Below are 24,996 nucleotides of genomic sequence, written 5' to 3' on the forward strand. Positions count from 1 at the left end.
CCACCGGATCGGCGGCCCCGCCCTCGGGGGTGTGATTCGGGTCAGACCGTGGCCTGCTCCTGCGCGCGGCCCTGCACGCGCTCGGCCCGCAGGCGCCGGGACTCGTCGGCGTCCAGCACCGGGGCCGCCGCCAGCAGGGAACGGGTGTAGTCGCTCTGCGGGTTCTCGTAGACGGTGTCGCTGTCGCCCATCTCCACGATCTCGCCCTTGCGCATGACCGCGACCCGGTCGCTGACCTGGCGCACCACAGCCAGGTCGTGGGCCACGAAGATGTAGGTCAGCCCGAAATCGTCCTGCAGCTCCGACAGCAGGCGCAGCACCTGGTCCTGGGTGGACACGTCCAGGGCCGAGACCGGCTCGTCGCAGATGATCAGCTTCGGCTTGAGGATCAGCGCCCGCGCGATCGCGATCCGCTGGCGCTGCCCGCCCGAGAACGCATGCGGGAACCGGTTGTAGTGCCCGGACTCCAACCCGACCCGTTCCAACAGCTCGCACACCTGGTTGCGGATCTCACCGCGGTTGCGCTCGCCCTGCACCCGCAGCGCCGTGCCGATCGCGTCGCCGACCGTGACACGGGGGTTGAGCGAGGAGTACGGGTTCTGGAAGACCATCTGGATGTCGCGCCGCAACGGCCGCAGCGCCCGCTCCGACAGATGGGTGATGTCGCGGCCCTCGAACTCCACCGTGCCCTCGGTCGGCTCCAACAGCCGCATCACCATCCGCGACAACGTGCTCTTGCCCGACCCCGACTCGCCCACCACACCGAGCGTCTGGCCCTTGTGCAGGTCGAAGCCGGCGCCCTTGACCGCCCAGAAGTCACTGGAACGCCCCCACAGACCACCGCGCACCTTGAACCGCTGCGACAGGTCGCGCACGCGCAGCAGCGGTGTGTCCCCGTCGGTCGTGCCCGAGGGGGTGAACGCGGCGAACTCACCCGGTTCGGTGATGCGCCCGGCGGCCTTGTCGCGCTCGACCCGGTCGGCGCGGTCCTGGGCGCGGCGCTGTGCTCGCGAGACCTCCACGCGCGGAACCGCGTCCAACAGCGCTCGCGTGTAGGCGTGCTCCGGCTCGGCAAGCACCCGGCGTACATCGCCGCGCTCGACCGCCTCGCCGTGGCGCATCACCACGACCTCGTCCACCGAACCGGCCACCACCGCCAGGTCGTGCGAAACGAGAATGAGCGCCATCCCGAGGTCGCGGCGGAGCTCGTCGAGCAGGTCGAGCACCTGGGCCTGGACCGTCACGTCCAGAGCCGTGGTCGGCTCGTCGGCGAGCAACACCTTCGGATCGCACATGAGCCCCATCGCGATCACCACACGCTGGCGCATACCCCCCGAGAACTCGTGCGGGTAGGAGTTGATGCGCTTGGCCGGCTCCGGGATCCCCACCCGCTCCAACGACTCGATCGCACGGGCGCGGGCTGTGGCCCGGCCCGCCTTGGGGTGATGGACCCGGTAGGCCTCGACGAGCTGGTTGCCGATCGTGTACTGCGGGTGCAGGGACTGCATCGGGTCCTGGAAGACCATCGCGATGTCGTTGCCCCGCATCGCCCGCAACTGCTTGTCGCTGGCGGCGTTGACGTCCTGGCCCGCGACCTCGACGGAACCGGAGATCCGCGCCCGACTGCCGCGGTGCAGACCCATCAGCGCCAGCGAGGTCACGCTCTTGCCCGACCCCGACTCCCCCACGATGCCGAGGGCTCCCCCGGCGGGCAGCTCGAAGGAGAGCCCCTTGACCGCGTGGACGTCGTCGGCGTCCATGATCGGGAAGCTCACCCGCAGGTCGTCCACGCGCACGACGGCGTCTGGGGCGGTCGCTGCCGGTCCGGTCGAGGCCATGTCAGGTTTCCTTCGTTCGAGGCGGGAGATCGGGGGCCGGGGCAGGGGTCCCGGCCGGTGGGTGCGGTGCGGCGTCACGCGCCCGCGGTCAGGCGTTGATGCGCACGCGCGGGTCGACGATCGGGTAGAGCAGGTCGACGACCAGGTTGCAGAGCACGACGAAGACCGCGCCGAGCAGCGTCACGCCGATGACCACGGGCAGGTCGTTGCTGATGATGGCGTCGATGGCGTAGGCACCCACACCGTTGAGGGAGAAGACCTTCTCGGTGAGGATCGCGCCGCCCATGACCAGGCCGATGTCCAGGCCCAGGATGGTCACGATCGGGGTGAGCGTGGGGCGCAGCGCGTGCTTGAAGATGACCTTGCGTTCACTCAGCCCCTTGGCGCGCGCGGTGCGGATGTAGTCCTCGTTGAGCGTCTCGAGCATGCCCGCCCTGGTCTGGCGCGCGTACTGGGCCGCGTGCAGGAACGCCAGGGTGATCCAGGGCAGCAGCATCACCTGGAACCACGAGACGGGGTCCTCGGTGAGGGGCACGTAGCGCGAGACGGGGAACAGGCCCCACTGGTGCACCAGGAAGGCCAACGCCAGCAGACCCGTGAAGTAGATGGGCATGGACACGCCCACCAGCGCGGTGGACATGGCGATGCGGTCGAAGACGCTGCCCTTCTTGACGGCGGAGACCACACCGACGGTCACACCGCCGATGACCCAGATGACGGCCGCGCCCGCGGCCAGGGACATCGTGACGGGCAGCCGGTCCAGGATCTGCGGCAGGACCGGGGAGTTGGTGATGAAGGAGTAACCCAGGCAGGGCGCCGCGCACTCGACCGTCTCCCGGCCGAAGGTGAACTCCTGGCCGAACAGGAGGCCGCGCACGAACTCGACGAACTGCACGGCCACCGGCTGGTCCAGACCGAGCCGGTCGACGGTGGCCGCGAGCGCCTCCGGGGTCGGGGCACGGCCCACGTACATGGCGGCCATGCCCTGCGGGGTGACGCCCGCCCACCGGGGCAGGACGTAGAAGATCCAGAAGGTCACCATCGTGACGACGGCGAGCAGCAGCAGCCCCGCTCCGAGGCGCCGGAGGATGTAGGTCAGCATCGCGGACGGCGGCGGGGTACCCGCGGGGGCGAGCCCGTGGGCCCCGCCGCCTTCACCTGCCTTCTCGTATCAGTTCAGGCGGTAGGGCTACTGGTCCCGGTCCACGCCCAGGGCCATGAAGTCGTAGCCCATGAACGCGGGGTGGAAGTAGACGTTGGTGAGGTCGTCGGGCCGGTAGAACAGCGACCGGTCGAAGACGGCGGGCAGGATCGCGGCGTTCTCCATGACCAGCTTCTCGATCTGGCCGTAGAGGTCGGCGCGCTCGTCCGGGTCCTCGGTGGTCAGGGACTGGTCCCACAGCTCGTTGATCTCGGGGTCGTCGAGCTCGGCGGTGTTGTAGTTGCCGGTCTCCTGGATGTTCTCGCCGTGGGTGATGGCGGAGGCGAAGCCGTAACCGGTGGGCCAGTCGGCGCCCCAGCCGGAGACGCTCAGGCCGATCTCGTTGTCGCGCACGAAGTCCTGCGAGCCGGCGTACTGGCCGAAGAACTGGGCGGCCGGGTACTGCTCGATGTCGACCTCGATGCCGACGCGGGCCAGGGACTCCTGGAGGGCCTCGGCGGTGTCGATGTCGCGCTCGCTGGTGTCGCGGACGGCGATGGTGGTGCTGAAGCCGTCCTCCTCACCGCAGTCCTCGAGCTTGGCCTCGGCGGCCTCGAGGTCGCCGGTGCCGTCCTCGGACGGGTAGAGGTCCAGGTCGGTGTCGGCGCCGGCCAGGTCGGGCAGGAGCAGGCTGGTGGCGATGTCGCCGCCCATGTCGCCGCCCCAGGCGCGGTGCATGCTCTCGCGGTCGGCCGCGTACATGATGGCCTGGCGGCACGCGAGGTCGTCGATGATCGGGGCGTGGATGTTGACGTAGCGCAGCGACCCGGCGATGGGGTTGTCCAGGTTGTCCTGGACGGACTCGTCGTCGACGAGGCGGCCGTACATGGAGGTGCCGACACCGTTGGACTCCAGGTCCACGTCGAGCTCACCGTTGGTCAGGCGCTCGTCGACCTCGTCCTTGCTGACGCCGAGCTCGACCTCGATGCGGTCGGGCAGGGCGGGGCGGATCGGGTCGGTCTCGGGGTCCCACTCCTCGTTGCGCTCCAGGTTCAGGCCCACACCGGGCTCGTAGGAGCCGTCGAACTTGTAGGGGCCGGAGGAGAGCACGTTCTCGCTGTAGAGCTCGCCGCGGTCGGCCTCGGGCGGCACGGGGGCGGTCTGCAGCTGCGTGAGGATGTAGGGGAACTCCGAGAAGGAGTCCTCGAGGTGGAAGAGCAGGGTGTGGTCGTCCGGCGTCTCGATGGAGTCGAAGCCCTCGAGCGGGTCGGCGCCGTTCTCGTAGACGTCGATGTCGTCCTGGTCGAGGAACTGGGCGAAGAAGTCCGGGCCGTGCGAGAGGGTGCCGCCGCCGAAGTTGGAGCGTGCGATGGCGTACTTGATGTGCTCGGCGACGATCTCGGTGCCGTCCTCGTAGGTGAGGCCGTCCTGGATCTCGATCGTCCACTCGGTGAAGTCGTCGTTGGGCTCGGGCAGGTCGACGGCGAGGTCGGTCACCAGTTCGTTGCCGGCCTCACCCGGCTCGGGGCTGAAGTCGAGCAGCGTCCGGGCGAAGTAGCGGGAGAAGTTCCAGCTGAAGGCGTAGTAGGTGTCGCCCGGGTCCGTGGAGTCGAAGTCCGCGGCCATGGCGTAGCGCAGGGTGCCGCCCTGCTCCTCGGAGGGGTTGACGACCTCCGTCGAGCCCAGGTCGAAGCCGCCTTCGTTGTCGCCGCTCTCGGTGGCGGCGCCGCAGGCGCTCAGGAACAGGGATGCCGCCGCGCCGACCGCGACGAATCCGAGGGTGCGTTTCCTCATCGGGGAACTGCCTCTCTCTGAACAGGGGATGTGATGGCCTGGACCGGACTCGGCCCGGAGGGGGTCGGCGTCAGTCCGAGGTCTTGGGGTCGAAGGCGTCGCGGAGGCCGTCACCGAAGAGGTTGAACGCCAGGACGGTGACGAAGATGGCCAGGCCGGGGATGATGATGAAGTACGGGGCCTGCTGGTAGAGCGGCACCGCTTCGGCGAGCATCTTGCCCCAGCTGGGCGTGGGCGGGTTGATCCCGACCCCGAGGAAGCTCAGCGCGGCCTCGAAGAGGATGTTGGTGGGGATCAGCAGCGTCGAGTAGACGATGATCGGCGTCACCAGGTTGGGCAGGATCTCGCGCACGAGGATGTGGGTGTTGCTCGCGCCCAGGCTGCGGGAGGCCTCGACGAACTCGCGCTCGCGCAGCGACAGCGTCTGGCCGCGCACGATGCGTGCGATGTAGGGCCAGTTGAAGAACCCGATGATGAAGACGATGACCCCGATGCGCAGCCCGTTGCCCTCCAGGCCGAAGACGCCGTCGGGGATGACGCCGACCAGGGCGATCGCGAACAGCATCAGCGGGAAGGCCAGGAAGATGTCCATGGCGCGGCTGATGACGGTGTCGACCCAGCCGCCGACGTAGCCGGCGATGATGCCCATGACGGTGCCCAGGGCCACGCACACCAGGGTGGACAGGAACGCCACGAGCAGGGAGATCTGCGCGCCGTAGAGGATGCGGCTGAACAGGTCGCGACCGGTGGTGGGTTCCACGCCGAGCAGGTGCTGCCCGCTCATGGCGCCCCAGGGGTCGGTGCCGAGCTCGGGGTTGTCGGGGTCGACGTAGGGCACGCGGCGGACCGGGTCGATGAGGTCCTGGTGGAACTGGGTGGGCGGGTGCCCGAACCACTTGACCAGCAGGGGCGCCAGGAGCGCGGCGAGGATGAGCAGCACGACCACGGCGCCGGAGACCATCGCGACCTTGTCGCGGCGCAGGCGCTGCCAGGCGATCTGCTTCAGGGACCAGGTGTCCGGGCCGCCGCGTTGCGGGGAGGCCTTCGCGCCGGGGTCGGCACCGGCGGGGCTGTCGGACTGCTCCGCCGGCTCAGGGGCACGTGAGCGCGCGCTCATCAGGCCACCACTCTCCACTCATGCTTCCGGCCGGGGCCGTCGCGGCACACGTGTGGCGTCAGGGCTCCTCGGGGGTTCCTGTGAGGACGCCTTACGGTGGCCGGCCGGGTCTCGGCACTGGCGGGGGCGGGCGTCGGCCGGGCGCGGAGACGGGGTTTCCACCGCGCGCGGTGCGCGGACGGGGCCGGGTCCGGGTCACGGGGGAACTGAACACGGCCGGGCGTTCGCGCCGCCCTGGCTGTTACACAGCGCCAAATTTACTGCGCCCGGCTGCACAGATCGTCCACTTTCTGGCTATGTAGCTCAATCGTGACGAACAATCGAAAAAGGCACGAAAGGTCACTGAACGTGAACAGACTTCACATTCATCGGATGACCTGCGTGTCAGGGCGGCTCACGGCTCTCCCCCAGCTCAACTCAGGTGCGCCCCCGGCCCGGGTCTTATGGGAAGCGTTATGGGGGGCACGGGGCCCGATATACAAGAAGCGGCGGCCCCGCTCTCGCGGAAACCGCCGCCGTGCTGCCGGCCGGGTCAGCCCTGGGTCATTCGATACCGCGCTTCTTGAGAAGGGCCTCGATGTCGCCGAAGTCCATGTCGTCTCCCCCGCCCGAGGAGCCCGCCCCTGCACCGGAAGCGCTCTGGCCCCCGGACACCTGGGTGGGGGCCGCGGCACCGCCCGCTTCGGGGGTGCCGCCCCCGCCGGAGGAACCCTTGGCCCCGCGCTGCTTCACACCCATGCCCCGGGCCTTCATGAACCCGGAGACGAAGTACAGGAGCACGGCCAGCCCGGCCAGGGCGGTGCCGGCCCACACGATCGGGTTGAAGACCATCGTCGCCACGATGGTGAAGAGGCTGTTGACGAACACGATCACCGAGTGCATCAGGCCCAACAGCCCCGCGGCGAGGGGGACCAGGGCCCAGGACAGGGCCCGCAGGCCGTGGGCCGCCCCCTTCCTGCGCCAGAGGAAGAACGCGATGACGAAGCCCACCAACGCGAGTGCGGCTCCCAGGGCCAGACCGAGTGTCGCCATATCCGAGTTCATGGCACCAGTCTCCCATCCGGCGCCCGCGCGCACATCCGGCCGACCCCTGAGGCTTCCCCGAGTCGCCGCCCCGGACCGGCGCCGGGGCCCGGGGTCCCTCTCACGCTACCCACCGCCGGCGCGGCCGCCCAGCCCCTCCCGGACGCCCAGCACGCCTCAGTCGCCCGAGACCAGCGACTCCAACCAGTCCAGGTCGACGCCGACCAGGCTCTCGCGCACGACCACACCGTCGCGCGGGGGGATCTCCACGTGGTTGGGCACGGCCACGGTCACACACCCGGCGTCGGCGGCCGAGGCCACACCCACCGCTGAGTCCTCCACGGCCACACACCGGGCCGGATCCACGCCCAGGCGCTGGGCAGCGGTCAGGTAGGGCTCCGGGTGCGGCTTGTTCGCACCGACCTCGTCGCCGGCCACGGAGTCGTCGAACAGGTCCAGCCCGATGCGGCCCAGGGCCGTCTCGATGAGCTCGCGCTCGGTGGAGGTCACCAGCACCACCGGAACCTCGGATCCGGCGAGCGTGCGCACGAGCTCGGCCGCGCCCGGGCGCACCTCGGCCCCGCCGGCGAGCTTGCCGCGGAAACGGTCGTAGAGCTTGGTGGCCACCTCTCGCGGGGTGAGGTGGTGGGCCCCGGTGAGCTCGATGATGTAGCGGCCCACGGGCACGGCGGCGTTGCCGACGTTGCGCTGGTGGTCCTCGTCGGTCCACCGGCCGCCCAGCTCGGCGACCAGTTCGGCCTCGGCCTCGTTCCAGAGCCCTTCGCTCTCGATGAGGGTGCCGTCCATGTCGAGCAGGACGGCCTGCAGGCGGCGTGCGGGCGCGGGCTCGGCGGCGTGCGGGCTCAGGGTGCTCGGTTCGCTCATAAGTGCTGCGGCCGCCCGGACTCCCGGTCGGGAAGGGGGCGCCGCGGTCTCCCCTCGTGTGTGTGGGAACGGTCTTTCCACGGTACGGACACGGGCTCTGCGACCTGCCCCACAGCCCGGGGTCCCCGGGAGGGGCCCGGACGCACGAACGGGGTCCCCGGGCGAGCCCGGGGACCCCGTGGTGGAGGCGTGGGCCGGTCAGACGTTGAAGTAGGTCGCCTCCGGGTGGTGGATCACGATCGCGTCGGTGGCCTGCTCCGGGACGAGCTGGAACTCCTCCGAGAGCGTGACGCCGACCCGCTCGGGCTCCAGCAGCCGCATGATCTTGGCGCGGTCCTCCAGGCTGGGGCAGGCCCCGTAACCCAGGGAGAAACGCGCGCCCCGGTAACCGAGCTTGAAGAACGCGGCCAGTTCGGCAGGGTCCTCGCCCGCGAAGCCCAGCTCTGCGCGCACCCGGGTGTGCCAGTACTCGGCCAGCGCCTCGGTGAGCTGGACCGAGAGCCCGTGCAGCTCCAGGTAGTCGCGGTAGGCGTTCTTCTCGAAGAGCTCGGCGGTGGCCCGGCTGATCGCCGAACCGACGGTCACGACCTGGAAGGCGGCCACGTCGAGCTCACCGGACTCCTTGGGCCGGTAGAAGTCCGACAGGCAGAGGTGGCGGTCGCGGCGCTGGCGCGGGAAGGTGAAGCGCTCGAGCTCGGCCTTCCCGTCCTCGTCCAGGACCACCAGGTCGTCGTTCTCGCTGTAGCAGGGGAAGTACCCGTGCACGACCGCGGCCTCCAGGAGGCCGTCGGTGCGGATGCGGTCCAGCCAGCTCCGCATGCGCGGACGGCCCTCGGACTCCACCAGCTCCTGATAGGAGGGTCCGTTGCCGCCGCGGGCGCCCTTGAGGCCCCACTGGCCCATGAAGACGGCACGCTCGTCGAGGAACGAGGTGTAGTCGGCCAGCGGGATGCCCTTGCTGATGCGCGAGCCCCAGAACGGCGGCTCCGGCACGGCGTTGTCGGTCGCCACGTCACTGCGCGAGGGCATGTCCTCGGGCGCGGTGACCTTCAGGGTGGCGCCGCGCTTGGTCTTGCGTCCGCGCAGCTCGGGGAGCTTGGCCCCTTCCTCACCGCGCTTGACCGCCATCATGGAGTCCATGAGGCTGAGCCCCTCGAACGCGTCCTTGGCGTAGCGCACCTCCCCGTCGAAGACCTCCGCCAGGTCCTGCTCGACGTAGGAGCGTGTCAGGGCCGCCCCGCCCAACAGGACGGGGTACTGCTCGGAGATGCCCCGGGAGTTCATCTCCTCGAGGTTCTCCTTCATGATGACCGTGGACTTGACCAGCAGACCGGACATGCCGATGACGTCGGCACGCTCGGCCTCGGCGCTCTCCAGGATGGTGTTCACCGGCTGCTTGATGCCGATGTTGACCACGTCGTAGCCGTTGTTGGACAGGATGATGTCCACGAGGTTCTTGCCGATGTCGTGGACGTCGCCCTTGACGGTGGCCAGGAGGATGCGCCCCTTGCCCTCGTCGTCCTCGTTCTTCTCCATGTGCGGCTCGAGGACGGCGACGGCGCCCTTCATGACCTCGGCCGACTTGAGCACGAACGGCAGCTGCATCTCACCGGAACCGAACAGGTCGCCGACGACCTTCATGCCCGCGAGCAGGTGGTCGTTGACGATGTCCAGGGCCGGCTTGTCGGCCAGGGCCTCGTGGAGGTCCTCCTCCATGCCGTTGGCGTCGCCGTCGACGATGCGCTGCTCCAGGCGCTCCCACAGGGGCAGCGCGGCCAGCCGCTCGGCGCGGGACTCCTTCATGGCGGCGGCGTCCACACCCTGGAACATGTCGATGAACTTGGCCAGGGGGTCGTAGTCCTCGGTGCGCCGGTCGAAGATGAGGTCCAGAGCGGTCTCGCGCTGGTCGTCGGGGATCTGGTTCATCGGCACGATCTTGGAGGCGTGCACGATGGCCGAGTCCAGCCCGACCTGGACCGCCTCGTGCAGGAAGACCGAGTTGAGCACGATGCGGGCGGCCGGGTTGACGCCGAAGGACAGGTTGGACAGCCCCAGGGTGGTCTGCACCTCGGGGTAGCGCTCCTTGAGCCGCCGGATGGCCTCGAGGGTCTCGATGCCGTCCTTGCGGGTCTCCTCCTGCCCGGTGGTGATGGGGAAGGTGAGGCAGTCGATGACGATGTCACCGGTGCGCATCCCCCATTCGCCGGTGAGCTGTTCGATCAGCCGGGTGGCCACGTCCAGCTTCCAGTCGGCGGTGCGGGCCTGGCCCTCCTCGTCGATGCACAGCCCGACCACGGCGGAACCGTGCTCGGCGACCAGGCTCATGATGCGGTTGAAACGCGAGTCCGGGCCGTCGCCGTCCTCGTAGTTGACCGAGTTGATGATCGCGCGGCCGCCGAGGGCCTCGAGCCCTGCTTCCATGACCGCCGGCTCGGTGGAGTCGAGCATGACCGGCAGGGTCGAGTTGGTGGAGAAGCGGGAGGCGAGCTCACGCATGTCGGCCGCACCGTCGCGGCCGACGTAGTCGACGTTGAGGTCGAGCAGGTGGGCGCCGTCGCTGATCTGGTCGCGGGCGATGTCCACGCAGGTGTCCCAGTCCTCGGCGAGCATCGCCTCGCGGAACTTCTTGGACCCGTTGGCGTTGGTGCGCTCGCCGACGGCCAGGTAGCTGGCGTCCTGGCGGAAGGGCACGCTCTGGTACAGCGACGAGAGCGAGGGCTCGGCCAGGGGCTTGCGGTTCTTGACGCCGCGGCCCTGGACCTGCTCGACGACCACGCGCAGGTGCTCGGGGGTGGTGCCGCAGCAGCCGCCGACCAGGCTCAGCCCGTACTCGCCGGTGAAGGTGTCGTGGGCCTCGGCCAGTTCCTCCGGGGAGAGGTCGTAGTAGGCGCCGTTGGCCCCCAGCTTGGGCAGGCCGGCGTTGGGCATGCAGGAGATCGGCACGCGCGCGTGGTGCGAGAGGTAGCGCAGGTGCTCGCTCATCTCCGCGGGCCCGGTGGAGCAGTTGATGCCGATGACGTCGATGCCCAGCGGCTCGAGGGAGGTCAGCGCGGCGCCGATCTCCGAACCCATGAGCATCGCACCGTTGGTCTCGATGGCGACCTGGGCGATGATCGGCACGTCCTGGCCCAGGCTCTTGCGTGCGCGCTTGGCGCCGACGACCGCGGCCTTGACCTGGAGCAGGTCCTGGCTGGTCTCGATCAGGATCGCGTCCGAGCCGCCGCTGATGAGGCCGAGCGCGGACTGCTCGTAGTAGTTGCGCAGATGACTGTAGGGGGCGTGGCCCAGGGTGGGAAGCCGGGTTCCCGGGCCCATGGACCCAAGGACGTAGCGGGGGTGGTCGGGGGTGGCGTGGGCGTCGGCGGCCTCACGGGCCAGCCGTGCTCCGGCCTCGGCGATCTCGTGGCTGCGGTCCTCGATGCCGTACTCGACGAGTCCTCCGTAGTTCGCGGAGAACGTGTTCGTCCCGATGCAGTCGGTTCCCACGGCAAGAAAGGCGGCGTGGGTCTCGCGGACGATGTCGGGACGGGTGATGTTGAGGATGTCGTTGCAGCCCTCGTGACCCTCGAACTCGTCGAGGGGGAGGTCGTACGCCTGGAGCATCGTGCCCATCGCTCCGTCCGCGACGACGACACGTTCGGTCAGTACTTCACGGAAGGTGGGGCGATCTCTCATATTCGGCCACTCTAGCTCTCCGGCACCGCGGCGACCCGAGGTGGCCCCCGTGATCCGCGGCACTGGGTCGACCGACGGCGCTGTGGACGGGTCGTGCGAGGGGACGGCGGTGTCCGCTCTCGGTCGCAGCGGTGAGCGTACAACATCGTGCGTTTCAGCACGTGGGACGCGTGTCCCACCCGGTGTGGGATGCGGCGTTCGTACCGTGTGCGTGGAACGGTTTCCCGCTGAGGGCACCAGCCCATAGGGTGGACGGGTCCGCGTGCAGGAAGGGGCCACGATGATCAAGCTCGTCCGGGAGCTTGTCGAGCCTGTCATGGTGGTGGCGTTCGAGGGATGGAACGACGCCGGCGAGGCCGCGAGCCTCGCAGTGGACCACTTGTCGAACCAGTGGGGGGCGCGCCAGTTGTGCGCGCTCACGCCGGACGACTACTACGACTTCCAGGTGGCGCGACCGCGGATGTCGGTCGTGGACGGTGCCGTGGAGGAGATCGAGTGGCCCACCACACGGGTGCGGTTGGCCTCCCCACCGGACCAGGGGCGGGACGTGGTCCTGGTCGACGGACCCGAGCCGAACATGCGGTGGCGCTCCTACGCCGCCGACCTGCTGGCGATCGCCCGCGAGCTCGGTGTGACACGCGTGGTGATGCTGGGTTCGCTGTTGGCGGACGCACCGCACACGCGGCCGGTACCGGTCACGGGCATGGCCGCCCCGGTCGAGCTGGGGACCCGCCACGGGCTGGACGCGACCACCTACTCGGGCCCCACGGGGATCCTGGGCGTGGTGCACCAGGCCTTCGCTCAGGCGGGCCTGGACACGGTGTCGCTGTGGGCGGCGGTGCCGCACTACGTGGCCCAGCCGCCGTGCCCGAAGGCGGCACTGGCGCTGTTGGCGTGGGTCGAGGACTTCTCCGGGGTCCGGGTGCCCCTGGGTGAACTGCCCGAGGAGGCGGTGTCCTGGGAGACCAACGTCGACGAGCTCACGGCAGAGGACGAGGAGATCTCGGCCTACGTCCGGGGCCTGGAGGAGGCCAAGGACACCGCCGACCTCCCGGAGGCGTCCGGGGACGCGATCGCGCGCGAGTTCGAGCGCTACCTGCGCCGCCGCGACGAGAGCTGATCCCGGTGCCGGGGCGGAGCCCGGTTCCGGCCCCGGGCATAAGATATGCCCGGGTGAAAGTATTATGCACGCCTTACTCTCGACTGGGTAGTGTCGGGCCCAGCTCGCGGACCGAGGAACCGGTTCCATCAGCGACGGCACAGGCGTGTGGACGGGGATCACGCCGGCCGCGCATCCCGCTCCGCATGGACCGTTCCCGGGAAACAGGACGGAAGACCCGCCCAACCGCGAGGGGCGTGGCCGGGGGGCCGGCGTGAAGATCGCCTTCGTCATCGCCAACGGGTACACCATGGGTGGCACCGTTCGCACCGTCTACAACCTCGCCGAGGGGCTGTCGCGCAACCACGAGGTGGAGATCGTCAGTCTGGCGCGCAAGCGGGAGGACACGTTCTTCCGGCTTCCCGAGGGTGTACGGATCATCCCTCTGAGCGATGCCCGTCCCGGAGCGCCCGAGCCTGAGCACAAACCGGGCGACCTGGCACGGTTCTGGTGGTCGCGGCGGGCGGAGCAGATCGTTCCCGAGTCCGAGCGCGCACGCAACCGCAACTACACCCCCGAGGCCGTGGCGGCGCTGCACCGGTACCTGCGCACCACCGACGCCGACGTGGTCATGGGCACCCGCCCCGGCATCAACCTCCTCATCGCCTCCTGGGCGCCCAAGCGTGTGCGCACCATCGGGCAGGAGCACCTGAACCTCAACGAGCACACGGCCGAGGTGGCCGAGGCGATCTCCCGGCTGTACCCCCGCCTGAACGGCGTGAGCGTGCTCACCGACACCGACCGCAAGGCCTACGCCGAGCGCACGGCCGTGCCTCAGCAACGCCTGGTGGTCATGCCCAACCCCCTGGACGCCGAGCAGCGGCCGCGTTCGGCGCTGAGCGAGCCGGCGATCGCCGCGGCCGGGCGCCTGTCCCCCGTCAAGCAATACCCCAAGCTCCTGAAGGCCTTCACCCACGTGGTGGAGAAGCACCCCGAGTGGCGGCTGCGCATCTACGGTTCGGGTGACCAGGAGAAGAAGATCCGCCGCACCATCGAGCAGCTGGGCCTGGAGGACAACGTCGAGCTCATGGGCCAGACCAAGGACGTGCTCGGCTCCCTGTCGCAGGCCTCGGTCCTGGCCATCAGCTCCCGGGTGGAGGGCTTCGGCATGACCATCGTGGAGGGCTTCTCCGTGGGTGTGCCGGTGGTCAGCTTCGACTGCCCGCACGGGCCCAGGGAGATCATCGAGCACGGCCACGACGGGCTCCTCGTGCCCCCGCAGGACGTGGACGCCCTGGGCAAGGCCATGCTGAGCCTGGTGGAGGACCCGGCCGAACGCGAGCGGATGGGTGACAACGCCCTGGTCTCCGCGCAGCGTTACGGCCTCGACGACATCACCCGGCGCTGGGAAGGGTTCCTCAAGACCCTGCGCTGAGGCGACGGACTGACCGGAGGAACACAGTGCCGCCCGCGGAAGAGCGCCGCGGGCGGCCCTGCGTGTGCGGGGACTCGTGTCAGGGACGCAGCGTGCGCCACTCCCCCGTGGCCAGGACGGTGGCCCAGGCCCCGGCCACGCGGGCCAGGCCGCGCCGGACCTCGTCGACCACGGCCGGCGCCAGCACACTGGCGGCCTCCGGTTCGGGGGTGATGCGCACGGTCACACGCAGGCCGTCCAGGACCTTCTGCCCGCGGGCGACGGCCTCGGGGTCGCCGTCGGGCCCGCGCAGGGCCTCGCGCAGACCCTCCCGGAGTGTGACGGCCTCGTCCAGATCGGCGAGGGTGATCGGGATGGCCCCTTCGGTGACCAGGCCGTGCTCGCGCATGAAGCGTGCGAGATCGGCCCGGTCGCCGAGCGCCTCCCCCGAGGTGACGAAGTCCGAGACGAGCGCGGCGGCTGTGCTGTGCTGTGTGGGGGTACTCATGCCCTCATCCCACCACGTCCGCGGGCGCGCTTCAGCACAACGCGTGAAATCGTGGCCACAGGTGGCCACATGCGACGGCCCGCCCCGGGAGCCGGTCTCCGGGGCGGGCCGCGCGTGTGCTCGTCGCGGGAGGGCTCAGCGGCCCAGGTCCACGCCCAGCAGGGTGTCGATGGTGGAGCGCACCAGGGCGGGGGCGCCGGTGTCGGTGCCGCCCTCGGCCAGCGCGGCCTCGGCCCAGGCATCGACGGCGCGCAGGGCCGCCGGGGAGTCGAGGTCCTCGGCCAGGGCGGCGCGCACGGCGGCCAGGACCGGCTCGGCGGAGGGCGCGGAGTCCAGGGCCAGGGCCGCGCGCCAGCGGTCGGCGCGGGCGGTGGCGCTCGGGATCTCGGCGCCGGTCCAGTCCCAGGGGGTGCGGTAGTGGTGGTCGAGCATGGCCAGGCGGATCACGGCCGGGTCCACGCCCTGTTCGCGGAGCTTGGAGACGAAGACCAGGTTGCCCTTGGACTTGGACATCTTCTCGCCGTCGAGGCCGACCATACCGACGTGCATGTGGGTGTGGGCGTTGGGTCCGCCCGTGGCACATCGGGTCTCGGCGCCGCCCATCTCGTGGTGCGGGAAGATGAGGTCGCTGCCGCCGCCGTTGAGGTCGAAGGCGGGGCCGAGCCGGTCCAGGGCGATGGCGCTGCACTCGATGTGCCAGCCGGGGCGCCCGCGGCCCAGAGGGCTGTCCCAGGCGGGTTCGCCGGGGCGCTCGGCGCGCCAGAGCAGCCAGTCCAGCGGGTCCTTCTTGCCCGGACGGTCGGGGTCGCCACCGCGTTCACCGAAGAGCTCGAGCATCTCGGTGCGGTCCATGTGCCCGAGCTCGCCGAGGTGGGGCGCGTCGGCCGCCGAGAAGTACAGGTCGCCGTCGATCTCGTAGGTGGCCCCGGTGTCGCGCAGGCGCACGGCCAGGTCGCTGATGAGGTCGACCGACTCGACCACGCCCACGTAGGAGGAGGGCGGCAGGATACGCAGTGCGGCCATGTCGGCGCGGAAGACGTCGATCTCCCGGTGGGCGAGGTCGCGCCAGTCCTCCCCGGTGGCGGCGGCGCGCTCCAGGAGCGGGTCGTCGATGTCGGTGGTGTTCTGGACGTAGTCGACCTCGTGTCCGGCGTCGCGCCAGACCCGGTTGACCAGGTCGAAGGCCAGGTAGGTGAACGCGTGGCCCAGATGCGCGGCGTCGTAGGGGGTGATGCCGCAGGCGTACATCCCGGCCGTGGGTCCGGGCTCCGTGGTCACGACGCGCTCGCTCGCGGTGTCGTGGAGTCGGAGGGGACCGCCGGTACCCGGCAGGGGGACGATGTCAGGCGCAGACCATGAACGCATGCCCGAAAGCCTATCCGGACGACCCCAGGACGAACCCCCTGGGTGCGGGGCCCGGGGTCGGTGATGTTCACCCCAGAGGGCCTGGGAATAAGCGCTTGCGCGACGGGGTTCGGCGTTCGGTGGCGCCGGGGCTCAGCCGTGCGCGAGCGGGCGCGGGTGGGTGCGGGCGATGAGCAGGGCGCCGCTGACGGCGGCGAAGGCGCACAGGGCCGCGAGGAGGCCGTTGCCCGAGTTCCAGTGCAGGAGCGCACCGCACACGGAGACCACGTAGAAGAGCCAGTAGGCCCCGCTCTCGAGTATCTCCACGAGTGCACCGCGTCTGCCGTCCATGGTGTCCCCCTGCAGGTGTGACACGTGATGCGCGTGCCCGCGCCGTCGACGGCCGTTCCGTCGCCTTGGAGACGCTGTGTTCACACAGAGGGTTTACGCGGTCCTTATACGTGGCCGCTCACAGGGGGCCGAGAGGCGTACCACCGGGGCCGGGCGCCGAACGTCCCCGGTGGCGGGAGGCGCTCAGGGCTGGGCGGTCAGCTCGAGCTCGAGCAGGTCGAGGTCGTGCTCGGCGAGGTCCCGCTCCGCGGTGGCCTCGGGTGCGTACTCGGCGAGGTCCGCGCACAGGGCGCGCAGCTGGTGGCGGGCGCGGCGGGTGCGCGGCAGGGCGTGGCGGCTCAGCGGGGCCGCGTGGGGGTAACCGGTGCCTTCGGCTCGGCCCTCGGGGGTGCGCAGGCTCCAGTGCCAGCGGCCGTCGCGGGAGCGGTCGGCGCCGGTGAGCACACCGGCCCCGGTGTCGCGCAGGTAGACCCACCGTCCGGTCAGCTCGGCGGGGTGGGTGGTGGCCACGGCGGCGGCCTGGAGGTCACGGACGGGTTCGGCGCTCACGGGGGTCTCCTCACGAATCGGGGGTCGGTCACCGCCGAAGCGGGGTCATGCGGTCTGACGCACGCCTCGGCCTCCGCGTTCACCTCACCCTGTCCCATCGCGCCTACACGGGACCTTCGGTCGGCTTTCAGCGGTGGGGTGCGGGGCGTTGCACGTCGACCGTTTCCCAGGCGGCGGGGTCGGCGGGATCCGAGGTGAAGGCGTAGCGGACGGTGTCGCGGTCGGCCGCCACGAGGGTGACCGACCCGGTGGCCCAGACCTGGCCGTCTCCCAGGTCGGCGTGGGCGATGAGGCCGGAGGGGTCGCCGCTGTCGTCGGTTCCGGCCGAACGGGTGGGCTCGTGTGCGGCCCGGGTGATGAGGGCGGGCCAGGCGCCCCAGATGCTCTCCGGGTCGCTGAGGCCGGACAGGTCGTCGGGGTCGGGTCGGGTGGCCGCGAACTCGGGTGTGTGGCGTACCGAACGCGGGTCGGCGGGGTCGAGGCCGGTGTTGACGACGGTGGCCACGCCCACGGGCAGGGGGCGGGTGTCCAGGCAGCGCCCGTCCCAGCTGTGCAGGGTGGCGCGGTAGGGGTCGGCGTCGAGCAGGTGGAAGGGGGCGTAGCGGGTCAGGTCCAGCCCTTGGAGGGGGTCGCGCCCCTGGCCGGCGAGGGCGATCAGGGGCAGGTCGCCGCGGCTGGCGGGATAGGAGCCCTCCCAGGGCATGCTGCCGTCCCAGGGCCACCCGTTGAGCAGGGCGGCGGTGCGCGAGCGCGCGGGGTCCACGGCGAGCCAGGTGCCACCGGCGAGGCGGTCGCGTCCGCCGACGAGCCCGGGCCGCTCGGGCCAGTGGTGGGCGGGCCGGTCCCAGGGGCGCGAGCGGATCTCGTCCCGCAGGGCGGCCACCACCAGGGGTGTGTGCGCCTGGGGATCGAAACCGACGACGACGGTGCACATGGGCACACTCTACGGGCGGGGTGCGTGCTGTGGGGAGGTACGTCGCAACGTGTGCCGGGGAACGCGCGGGGGCGCCGGTGCACTCGTGAGGTCCTCTACCCTTGTGTTCCACCTTGTGACCAAGGCGTCATGGGGCGGAGACCGGCCGGTGTCCCACCGGCCCGGACCGCCCTCGGACATCCTCATCTCGTACTCACCGGGGAGTGTGCGTGCCCGAACATGCCGATCGCGACGACGGTGCCCCGAGCACCGGGCCGACGGGGACGCCCGGGTCGTTGCGTGCCGTGGACGATGCGGTCCGAGGGGCCGCTCCCCCGCACCTGGCGGGGCCTCCCCCCGAGAACGGGCTGAGCGCCGCCGAGGTCGCCGACCGGGTCGCCGCCGGCCGCACCAACGACGTGCCGGTGCGGGCCAGCCGTTCGGTGGGCCAGATCGTGCGGGGCAACGTCTTCACCCGCATCAACGCGATGATCGCGGTGCTGTTCGCCATCATCGCGGTGATCGGGCCCGTGCAGGACGGCCTGTTCGCGCTGGTCATCCTGATCAACACCCTGATCGGCATCGTCCAGGAGCTGCGGGCCAAGCGCACCCTGGACAAGCTCGCGATCGTCAACGCGGCCCGGCCCCGGGTGGTGCGCGACGGGGAAACGGTGGAGGTGGCCACACAGGACATCGTGCTCGACGAGGTCCTGGAGGTGGGCGTCGGCGACCAGATCGTCGTGGACGGCGTGGTGACCTGGTCGGGCGGCCTGGAGGTCGACGAGTCGCTGCTGACCGGTGAGGCCGACCCGGTCGTCAAGCAGCCCGGCGAGACGGTGATGTCGGGCAGTTTCGTCGTGGCCGGTACGGGACGGTTCCGCGCGACGAAGGTGGGACGGCACGCCTACGCCGCCCGCCTGTCCGAGGAGGCGAGCCGGTTCTCGCTGGTGCGGTCGGAGCTGCGTTCGGGCATCGACCGGATGCTGGCCTGGATCACGTACGCGATGTTCCCCATCGGTGCGCTGCTGATCTACAGCCAGCTGTTCATGGGCGGGCACGTGGCCATGGACGCCCCCGCGGCCAACGGGCAGATGACCGGCCCGCTGGCCGACGCCCTGCGCGGGATGGTGGCCGCGCTGGTGTCGATGATCCCCGAGGGCCTGATCCTGCTGACGAGCATCGCCTTCGCGGTCGGTGTGGTGCGGCTGGGGCAGCACAAGTGCCTGGTGCAGGAGCTGCCGGCGATCGAGGGCCTGGCCCGGGTCGACGTGGTGTGCACCGACAAGACCGGAACGCTGACCGAGGTGGGCATGAAGCTCGCCGAGATCCGCGACCTGGGCGGGCACCGGGGCGTCGCTGCCGACGACCCCTCGTCGGTGCTGACCGCGCTGGCGGCGGCCGACCCGGACCACAACGCGAGCATGGCCGCGATCGCACAGGGCTGCGAGGCCTCCGGGCGGCAGGTGCCGGACTGGACGGTCACCGCGGTGGCGCCGTTCTCGTCCGCGCGCAAGTGGAGCGGCGCGAGCGTGGCCACCCCGGAGGGCGAGCGGCACTGGGTCCTGGGCGCCACCGACGTGCTCGCCGATCCGGACTCCCCGGCCGCGCAGGAGGCGGCCCGCCTGGGCGCCCAGGGCCTGCGTGTGCTGTTGCTGGCGCGGGCCTCGGTCCGGGTGGACTCCGACGATGCGCCGGGCACCGTGCAGCCGGTGGCGCTGGTGGTGCTGGACCAGAAGGTGCGCCAGGACGCGGGCCCGACCCTGGACTACTTCTCCGACCAGGGCGTGGACGTCAAGATCATCTCCGGCGACCACGCGGCCTCGGTCGGTGCGGTCGGGCGCGAGGTCGACCTTCCGGGGGCAGAGGACCCGGTGGACGCGCGCGAGCTGCCCGAGGACCCGGACAAGCTCGCCCGGCGCGCGGAGGAGGCCTCCGCGTTCGGCCGGGTCACGCCCGAGCGCAAGCGCGAGCTGGTGCGCGGGCTCCGCGACCGCGGGCACACGGTGGCGATGACCGGTGACGGGGTCAACGACGTGCTGGCGCTGAAGGAGGCCGACATCGGTGTGGCGATGGGCTCCGGCAGCCCGGCGTCGCGGTCGCTCGCGCAGCTGGTGCTGTTGGACAACCGGTTCGCGGTGCTGCCGCGGGTGGTGGCCGAGGGGCGCCGGGTCATCGGCAACATCGAGCGGGTGGCGAGCCTGTTCCTGACCAAGACCGTCTACACGATGGTGCTGGCGACGGTGGTGGGGCTGCTGGCGGTCTCCTACCCCTTCTTCCCTCGGCACGCCACGCTGATCAACGCGGTCACGTTCGGGATCCCGTCGTTCTTCCTGGCACTGGCGCCCAACACCGACCTTGCGCGGCCGGGCTTCGTCACACGCACGCTGCGGTTGGCGATCCCCTCGGGGGCGATCGCCGGCCTGGCGGCGGTGACGACCTATCTGCTGGTGCTCGGCGGGCAGAGCGTGCCCACCGACGCCGACCGCACGGCCGTGGTCATCACGCTGTGCGCGACGACGCTGTGGGTGCTGCTGCTGGTGGCCAAACCGTACGTGTGGTGGAAGGTCGTGCTGGTGGCATCGATGGCCGGGCTGCTGACCCTGGCCATGGTGACCCCGGCCGGGCAGTGGTTCTTCGCGCTGGACGTGAGCGAGCCCGCCAAGGTGGTGACCGCCCTGGTCGTCGCGGGTGTGGCGATCGCGGCGATCACGGTGGTGCGGGTGGTCGACGACCGGATGACGGCGCGGGCCGAGGCGCGGCGCGAGGCCGAACGGCGTGCGGAGGAACGGGCCGAGGCGGAGGCCGAGACCGTGTGAGGCACCCGGGGCCGCTGTTCGGCCGGCCCCCGGAGACAGAGAACGGGCCCGCCGCGGATACCTCTCCGCGGCGGGCCCGTCGTGGACCCGGGGGCGCGCCTCCCCGGGGGTTCGTGGGGGTCAGTTCTTGTCGTCGTCCTCGACCGGTTCGAACTGGCCCTTGATGACGCGGCCCTCCTGAGGGCTGCGCGGCTCCTCGCTCTGGTCCTGCCCCTGGGCGGGCCCGCCGCCGGGACGCGAGCCGAAGGGGTCGGCGCCGGGGCGGGCACCAAACGGGCTCGCGGGGCCCTGGCTGGGCACGCGCATGCCCTGGTCGGCCATGCGCTCCTCCATGCGGTCCTGCATCCGGCGCATGCGGCGCTCGGCCCAGCCCACGAACACCCAGCGCAGGAGCGGCCGGGTGAAGGGCAGCACGAGCAGCAGCCCGAGGGCGGCCGTGAGGAAGCCGGGGATCACCAGCAGGACACCGCCGGCCATGAGCATGAGGGGATCGAGCAGCCCGCCGCGGGGCTGTTGGCCGGTGCGCATCGCCTCGTCGGCGTCGCGGAAGGCCTTGGTCCCGGCCCGGCGCAGCACGGCCACACCCAGGATCATCAGGGACACGAGTGCGGCGAGGGTCCACGGCACTCCGATCGAGCCGCCGACCACGATCATCAGCCACACCTCGACGAAGGGCAGTGCCATGAGCGCCAGCACTGTCAGCAGCGGCATCGCGAATCCATCCAATCATCGGCGGGGCCGGGAGGACCTCCCTGCGGGGAGAACGCTCCCGGGCCGCACATGGTTCCCTCGTGGGTCGTCCTACCCGTTCGACGCGTCCGGTACGGCCGCGGTGCCTGTGGCGCGGGCCGCACGGCGCCGGGTAGCGACCACGGCCCCGGCCACGGCGGCCAGGCCCAGTCCGGCCAGGACCGCTTCGGGGCCCGCGCCCAGGCGGGTGGCGACGGTGGGCCCGTCCATGGCGGTGACCTCGGCGACGTGGACGTCGGGTTCGGCTTCGGGCGAACGGTATTCGACGGTGCCGTCGGGGGCGACGACGGCGCTGATGCCGCTGGTGCTGGTCACCACGGCGGGGCGGCCGTGTTCGACGGCGCGCAGCTGTGTGATGGCCAGCTGCTGGTCGGACTGGCCGGTGAAGTTGTAGTTGGCGTTGTTGGTGGGGATCACGATGATCTGTCCGCCGGCGTCGACGGCCTCGCGCACGGGGCGGTCGAAGGCCACGTCGAAGCAGATGCCCACGCCCAGGGTGGTGCCGGCGACGTCGAGGGCGCCGGGTTCGGTTCCCGGGATCGCATCGGAGCTGACCTGTTCGAGGCGCTCGACGAACTGCGTGAAGAAGTCGCGGTAGGGGATGTACTCGCCGAAGGGCACGAGGTAGCGCTTGTCGTAGTGGTCGCCGGGGCCCTCCTCCGGGTCCCAGACCACACTCTGCACGTGGCGGGTGCCGTCGTCGTTGAACCTGCTGATGCCCCACAGCATCGGGACCCCGATGTCGTCCGCGGCCGCGTCGATGGTCTCGCGGGCGGCGGGGTCGCGGAACGGGTCGATGTCGCTGGCGTTCTCGGGCAGCAGCACCATGTCGGGTTCGGGGACCGAGCCCTCGCGGACGGAGTCGGCGAGCTCGTGCACCCCGTCGGCGTGGTTCTCCAGGACCTGCATGCGCTCGCCCAGGACCGACATCTCCCCGACGTTGGGGACGTTGCCCTGCACCATGCCGACGGTGACCTGCTCGTCCACGGCGGGGCGGCCGATCGCGGGCGCCAGGACCCCGCCGGCCACGATCGCGGCGGTGGCGGCCAGGCCGATGCTTCCGGCGAACAGCCGGGTGCGGCCGCGGGCGGCGACGGTGCGCAGGAGGGTCCACAGCAGCAGGGCGCCGGTCAGGGCGACGGCGAAGGAGACCAGCGCGGAGGAGCCCAGGGCCGCGTATCCGGAGAAGGCGGTGTCGGGCTGGGCGAAGGCGAGCTTGCCCCAAGGGAATCCGCCCAGGGGCCAGCGGGCGCGCACGGCCTCCTGGGCCACCCACAGGGCGGCGGTCCACACCGGCCATCCGGGCAGTCGGCCGACCAGGGCCAGGCCGATCGCCATGGGCAGGAAGTAGACGGTCTCGGCGGCGGCGATGGCCAGCCACACGTCGACGCCGAAGATGTCCTGCCAGCTGACCAGCGGGACCATGAGCGTGGCGCCGGCGAGGGCGCCGAGCCAGGCGGCGCGGCGGGGCCGGGACCCGGCGACGGCGAAGAAGAGGAGGGCGGCGCTGAGGGGACCGAGCCACCACTGGCCGTAGGGCGGCAGGGCGAGGAGCTGGGCGAGGCCGGAACCGAGGGCGGCGAGCACGCGCCAGAGGAGGTCGTAGCGGCCCCAGTGGTGCCCGGGGAGGAAGACGGTTCCCAGGGAGGGTCTCGCGGGTTCTTCGGCGCGTTCGGCCGGGGGGTGGAGGGTCTCGCTGACGCTGTCGGACCCGGTGTACTCGGCGGCCACGTGGCGCGCTCGCTTTCGGCTGGCGGACGGGGTGCGCCGACCAGCATATGGGGGGTATGGGGGGACGCGGAAAAGGCCCGAGCCACCCTTCGGACCGGCTCCGTCCCGTCGGCGGCGAGCTCGGAAAACCGTTGTCTACTGGATGTTCGGGCCTTTTCCGGGTCCAACCCCCCGCCCGGTCGCGGTACTCCGCCCCTCACCCGATCCCAACCGCACCTGGCACGTGGTGCAGCATCCAATCGGACGAGCGGGGGCCGCAGAACCGGTCCGTCCAGTGCTGGACTGGTCGTCAGGTTACCCAGACTCCCCGACCCGGTGGTTCAACTTACGAAGCCGTGTCGTGGCCACGCAGCCGAGTGGAGGATGGGGAGAACGTGGCGAACCGTCGGACAGGCTAACGCACCTGCCGGACGCACGCCAGTTGGGTGACCTGGGGTCGGGGTGTGCCGGGAGCGGACCGAAACCGGCGCCCCCATGGACATTTTGATCAAGATCGTGTCTGATGTGATCAGCGATAGCCGCTTTTTCGATCAACTTCAAAAGCGGTGGCCGGAGGTCCCTGATCAGCCACGAGGGCGCGCTCCGCCACCCCCAGCGGAAACGGAGCACGATCCATGGCCGACATCGTTCTGGACGGCGTCGACAAGGTCTACGGGGGCGACGTCAAGGCCGTCGACGACCTCAACCTGCACATCGAGGACGGCGAGTTCATGGTGCTCGTCGGCCCCTCGGGCTGCGGCAAGTCCACCGCGCTGCGCATGATCGCGGGACTGGAGGAGATCACCGGCGGGACCCTGGCGATCGGCGACGAGATCGTCAACGACCGCCCGCCCAAGGACCGCGACATCGCGATGGTCTTCCAGAACTACGCGCTCTACCCCCACATGACCGTGGAGCAGAACCTCGCCTTCGGTCTGAAGCTGCGCAAGGTCTCCAAGTCGGAGATCGCGCGCCGGGTCAAGGAGGCCGCCGGGATGCTGGGCCTGGAGCCCTACCTCAAGCGCAAGCCCGGGGCGCTCTCCGGTGGTCAGCGCCAGCGTGTGGCGATGGGCCGTGCGATCGTGCGCGAGCCCCGCGCGTTCCTCATGGACGAGCCGCTGTCGAACCTGGACGCGAAGCTGCGTGTGCAGATGCGCGCCTCCCTCAACCAGCTGCACGAGCGCCTGGGTGTGACCACCGTCTACGTCACCCACGACCAGGTCGAGGCGATGACGCTCGGCGACCGGGTCGCGGTGCTGCGCGACGGTCGCCTGCAGCAGGTCGACACGCCCAAGCGCCTGTTCGACGCCCCGGTGAACCTGTTCGTGGCCGGGTTCATCGGTTCCCCGGCGATGAACTTCGTGGACGCGCGTCTGGAGAGCGACGGCAACGGTGCGGCCCTGAAGTTCGCCGACCACACCCTCCCGGTCTCGGCCGAGCTCGTCGACTCCCGTCCGGGCCTGCGCGACTACATCGGCAGTTCGGTGATCCTGGGCATCCGCCCCTCGGACTTCAACGACGCCGAGTTCTCCGGCGACAGCGACCCCCGGATCGAGGTGACCGCCCGGGTGACCGAGGAGCTGGGCACCGAGATCAACGTGATCTTCGGTGTGGACGCTCCCCCGGTGCGCCACGAGGACGCCGCCGCCCTGGCCAAGGACGCGGCCGGCGACGAGGACAACGGCGACGCCGCGCTCCCGCTGGCCTCGGAGGGGTCGCAGTTCACCGCACGGGTGAGCCCACGCAGCAACGTCACCCCCGGCGGCACCATCAACCTGTCGGTCGACGTGTCGCAGCTGCACTTCTTCGACCAGGACAGCGGTCTGGCCATCGGCCACAGCTAGAGCTGCCCCCCGCCCGACACGAGGGAGCGGCCCCCGACCCGTCGGTCGGGGGCCGCTCCCTCGTGTCGGGCGGGGCCGGCCTGCAGGGGCGCATTCTGTGTGCCGGGCCCGGGACGGCGGCTGTGGATGTCGGCCGCGGGGTTCTCAGCTCCCGCCAGGGTAGGCCCTCGGTACTGCCAGGGGCTTCGCGCGCCAAACCTTCCCCTCACGTGACAGTCGCGTTGC

18 protein-coding genes are annotated in these 24,996 nt (G+C 70.9%); 4 read left to right on the top strand and 14 right to left on the bottom strand.

Going from position 1 to position 24,996, the window contains the following annotated elements:
• Positions 1-41: 41 nt before the first annotated feature.
• From IDM40_RS02605 to metH, 7 genes are all read right to left on the bottom strand, one after another.
• Positions 42-1,838, bottom strand: a complete 1,797-nt coding sequence (locus IDM40_RS02605) for an ABC transporter ATP-binding protein (RefSeq protein WP_193120258.1) — start codon at positions 1,836-1,838, stop codon at positions 42-44.
• A gap of 88 nt (positions 1,839-1,926) precedes the next feature.
• Entirely contained in the window at positions 1,927-2,940 is a 1,014-nt protein-coding gene (locus tag IDM40_RS02610) for an ABC transporter permease (protein ID WP_193120259.1), read from the bottom strand.
• 87 nt (positions 2,941-3,027) lie between these two features.
• Positions 3,028-4,773: an ABC transporter substrate-binding protein gene (locus IDM40_RS02615; protein ID WP_193120260.1), complete on the bottom strand. Its 1,746-nt coding sequence runs from the start codon at positions 4,771-4,773 to the stop codon at positions 3,028-3,030.
• A gap of 70 nt (positions 4,774-4,843) precedes the next feature.
• The gene (locus tag IDM40_RS02620) at positions 4,844-5,890 is read right to left on the bottom strand and encodes an ABC transporter permease (RefSeq protein ID WP_193120261.1); all 1,047 of its coding nucleotides are present in this window, start codon (positions 5,888-5,890) and stop codon (positions 4,844-4,846) included.
• Positions 5,891-6,433: 543 nt separating this feature from the next.
• Positions 6,434-6,922 carry a cellulose synthase gene (locus IDM40_RS02625; RefSeq protein ID WP_193120262.1) on the bottom strand — a complete coding sequence of 163 codons (489 nt, stop codon included), beginning with the start codon at positions 6,920-6,922 and terminating at the stop codon, positions 6,434-6,436.
• 168 nt (positions 6,923-7,090) lie between these two features.
• Complete coding sequence (locus tag IDM40_RS02630; protein ID WP_193120263.1) at positions 7,091-7,798, bottom strand: HAD family hydrolase; 708 nt, start codon at positions 7,796-7,798, stop codon at positions 7,091-7,093.
• 198 nt (positions 7,799-7,996) lie between these two features.
• The gene (metH, locus tag IDM40_RS02635) at positions 7,997-11,473 is read right to left on the bottom strand and encodes a methionine synthase (RefSeq protein ID WP_193120264.1); all 3,477 of its coding nucleotides are present in this window, start codon (positions 11,471-11,473) and stop codon (positions 7,997-7,999) included.
• Positions 11,474-11,753: 280 nt separating this feature from the next.
• Between metH and IDM40_RS02640 the strand changes: the two genes are divergently transcribed.
• Both IDM40_RS02640 and IDM40_RS02645 read left to right on the top strand, forming a co-directional pair.
• Positions 11,754-12,593, top strand: coding sequence for a PAC2 family protein (locus IDM40_RS02640; protein ID WP_193120265.1), 840 nt, complete (start codon positions 11,754-11,756; stop codon positions 12,591-12,593).
• A gap of 253 nt (positions 12,594-12,846) precedes the next feature.
• Positions 12,847-14,007: a glycosyltransferase family 4 protein gene (locus tag IDM40_RS02645; protein ID WP_193120266.1), complete on the top strand. Its 1,161-nt coding sequence runs from the start codon at positions 12,847-12,849 to the stop codon at positions 14,005-14,007.
• Positions 14,008-14,086: 79 nt separating this feature from the next.
• Here IDM40_RS02645 and IDM40_RS02650 read toward each other — a convergent pair whose 3' ends face one another.
• From IDM40_RS02650 to IDM40_RS02670, 5 genes are all read right to left on the bottom strand, one after another.
• On the bottom strand, positions 14,087-14,494 hold the full coding sequence (locus IDM40_RS02650) for an ABATE domain-containing protein (RefSeq protein ID WP_193120267.1): 408 nt from the start codon (positions 14,492-14,494) through the stop codon (positions 14,087-14,089).
• A 135-nt stretch (positions 14,495-14,629) separates the two neighbouring features.
• Positions 14,630-15,859: a cysteine--1-D-myo-inosityl 2-amino-2-deoxy-alpha-D-glucopyranoside ligase gene (mshC, locus tag IDM40_RS02655; protein WP_193120268.1), complete on the bottom strand. Its 1,230-nt coding sequence runs from the start codon at positions 15,857-15,859 to the stop codon at positions 14,630-14,632.
• 132 nt (positions 15,860-15,991) lie between these two features.
• Entirely contained in the window at positions 15,992-16,189 is a 198-nt protein-coding gene (locus IDM40_RS02660) for a hypothetical protein (protein ID WP_193120269.1), read from the bottom strand.
• A 183-nt stretch (positions 16,190-16,372) separates the two neighbouring features.
• Positions 16,373-16,738, bottom strand: a complete 366-nt coding sequence (locus IDM40_RS02665; RefSeq protein ID WP_193120270.1) for a hypothetical protein — start codon at positions 16,736-16,738, stop codon at positions 16,373-16,375.
• A gap of 127 nt (positions 16,739-16,865) precedes the next feature.
• Entirely contained in the window at positions 16,866-17,672 is an 807-nt protein-coding gene (locus tag IDM40_RS02670; protein WP_193120271.1) for an NRDE family protein, read from the bottom strand.
• Positions 17,673-17,881: 209 nt separating this feature from the next.
• Between IDM40_RS02670 and IDM40_RS02675 the strand changes: the two genes are divergently transcribed.
• On the top strand, positions 17,882-20,467 hold the full coding sequence (locus IDM40_RS02675) for an HAD-IC family P-type ATPase (RefSeq protein WP_193120272.1): 2,586 nt from the start codon (positions 17,882-17,884) through the stop codon (positions 20,465-20,467).
• A gap of 120 nt (positions 20,468-20,587) precedes the next feature.
• On the opposite strand, the gene IDM40_RS02680 is transcribed toward IDM40_RS02675, so the two are convergent.
• Complete coding sequence (locus tag IDM40_RS02680) at positions 20,588-21,178, bottom strand: FxsA family protein (protein ID WP_193120273.1); 591 nt, start codon at positions 21,176-21,178, stop codon at positions 20,588-20,590.
• A 90-nt stretch (positions 21,179-21,268) separates the two neighbouring features.
• Complete coding sequence (gene lnt, locus IDM40_RS02685) at positions 21,269-22,948, bottom strand: apolipoprotein N-acyltransferase (RefSeq protein ID WP_407939924.1); 1,680 nt, start codon at positions 22,946-22,948, stop codon at positions 21,269-21,271.
• A gap of 614 nt (positions 22,949-23,562) precedes the next feature.
• Between lnt and IDM40_RS02690 the strand changes: the two genes are divergently transcribed.
• Positions 23,563-24,771 carry an ABC transporter ATP-binding protein gene (locus IDM40_RS02690; RefSeq protein WP_193120274.1) on the top strand — a complete coding sequence of 403 codons (1,209 nt, stop codon included), beginning with the start codon at positions 23,563-23,565 and terminating at the stop codon, positions 24,769-24,771.
• Positions 24,772-24,996: the final 225 nt, after the last annotated feature.

It is taken from the genome of Nocardiopsis coralli (genome assembly GCF_014892575.1).
Classification (GTDB): Bacteria; Actinomycetota; Actinomycetes; order Streptosporangiales; family Streptosporangiaceae; genus Nocardiopsis; species Nocardiopsis coralli.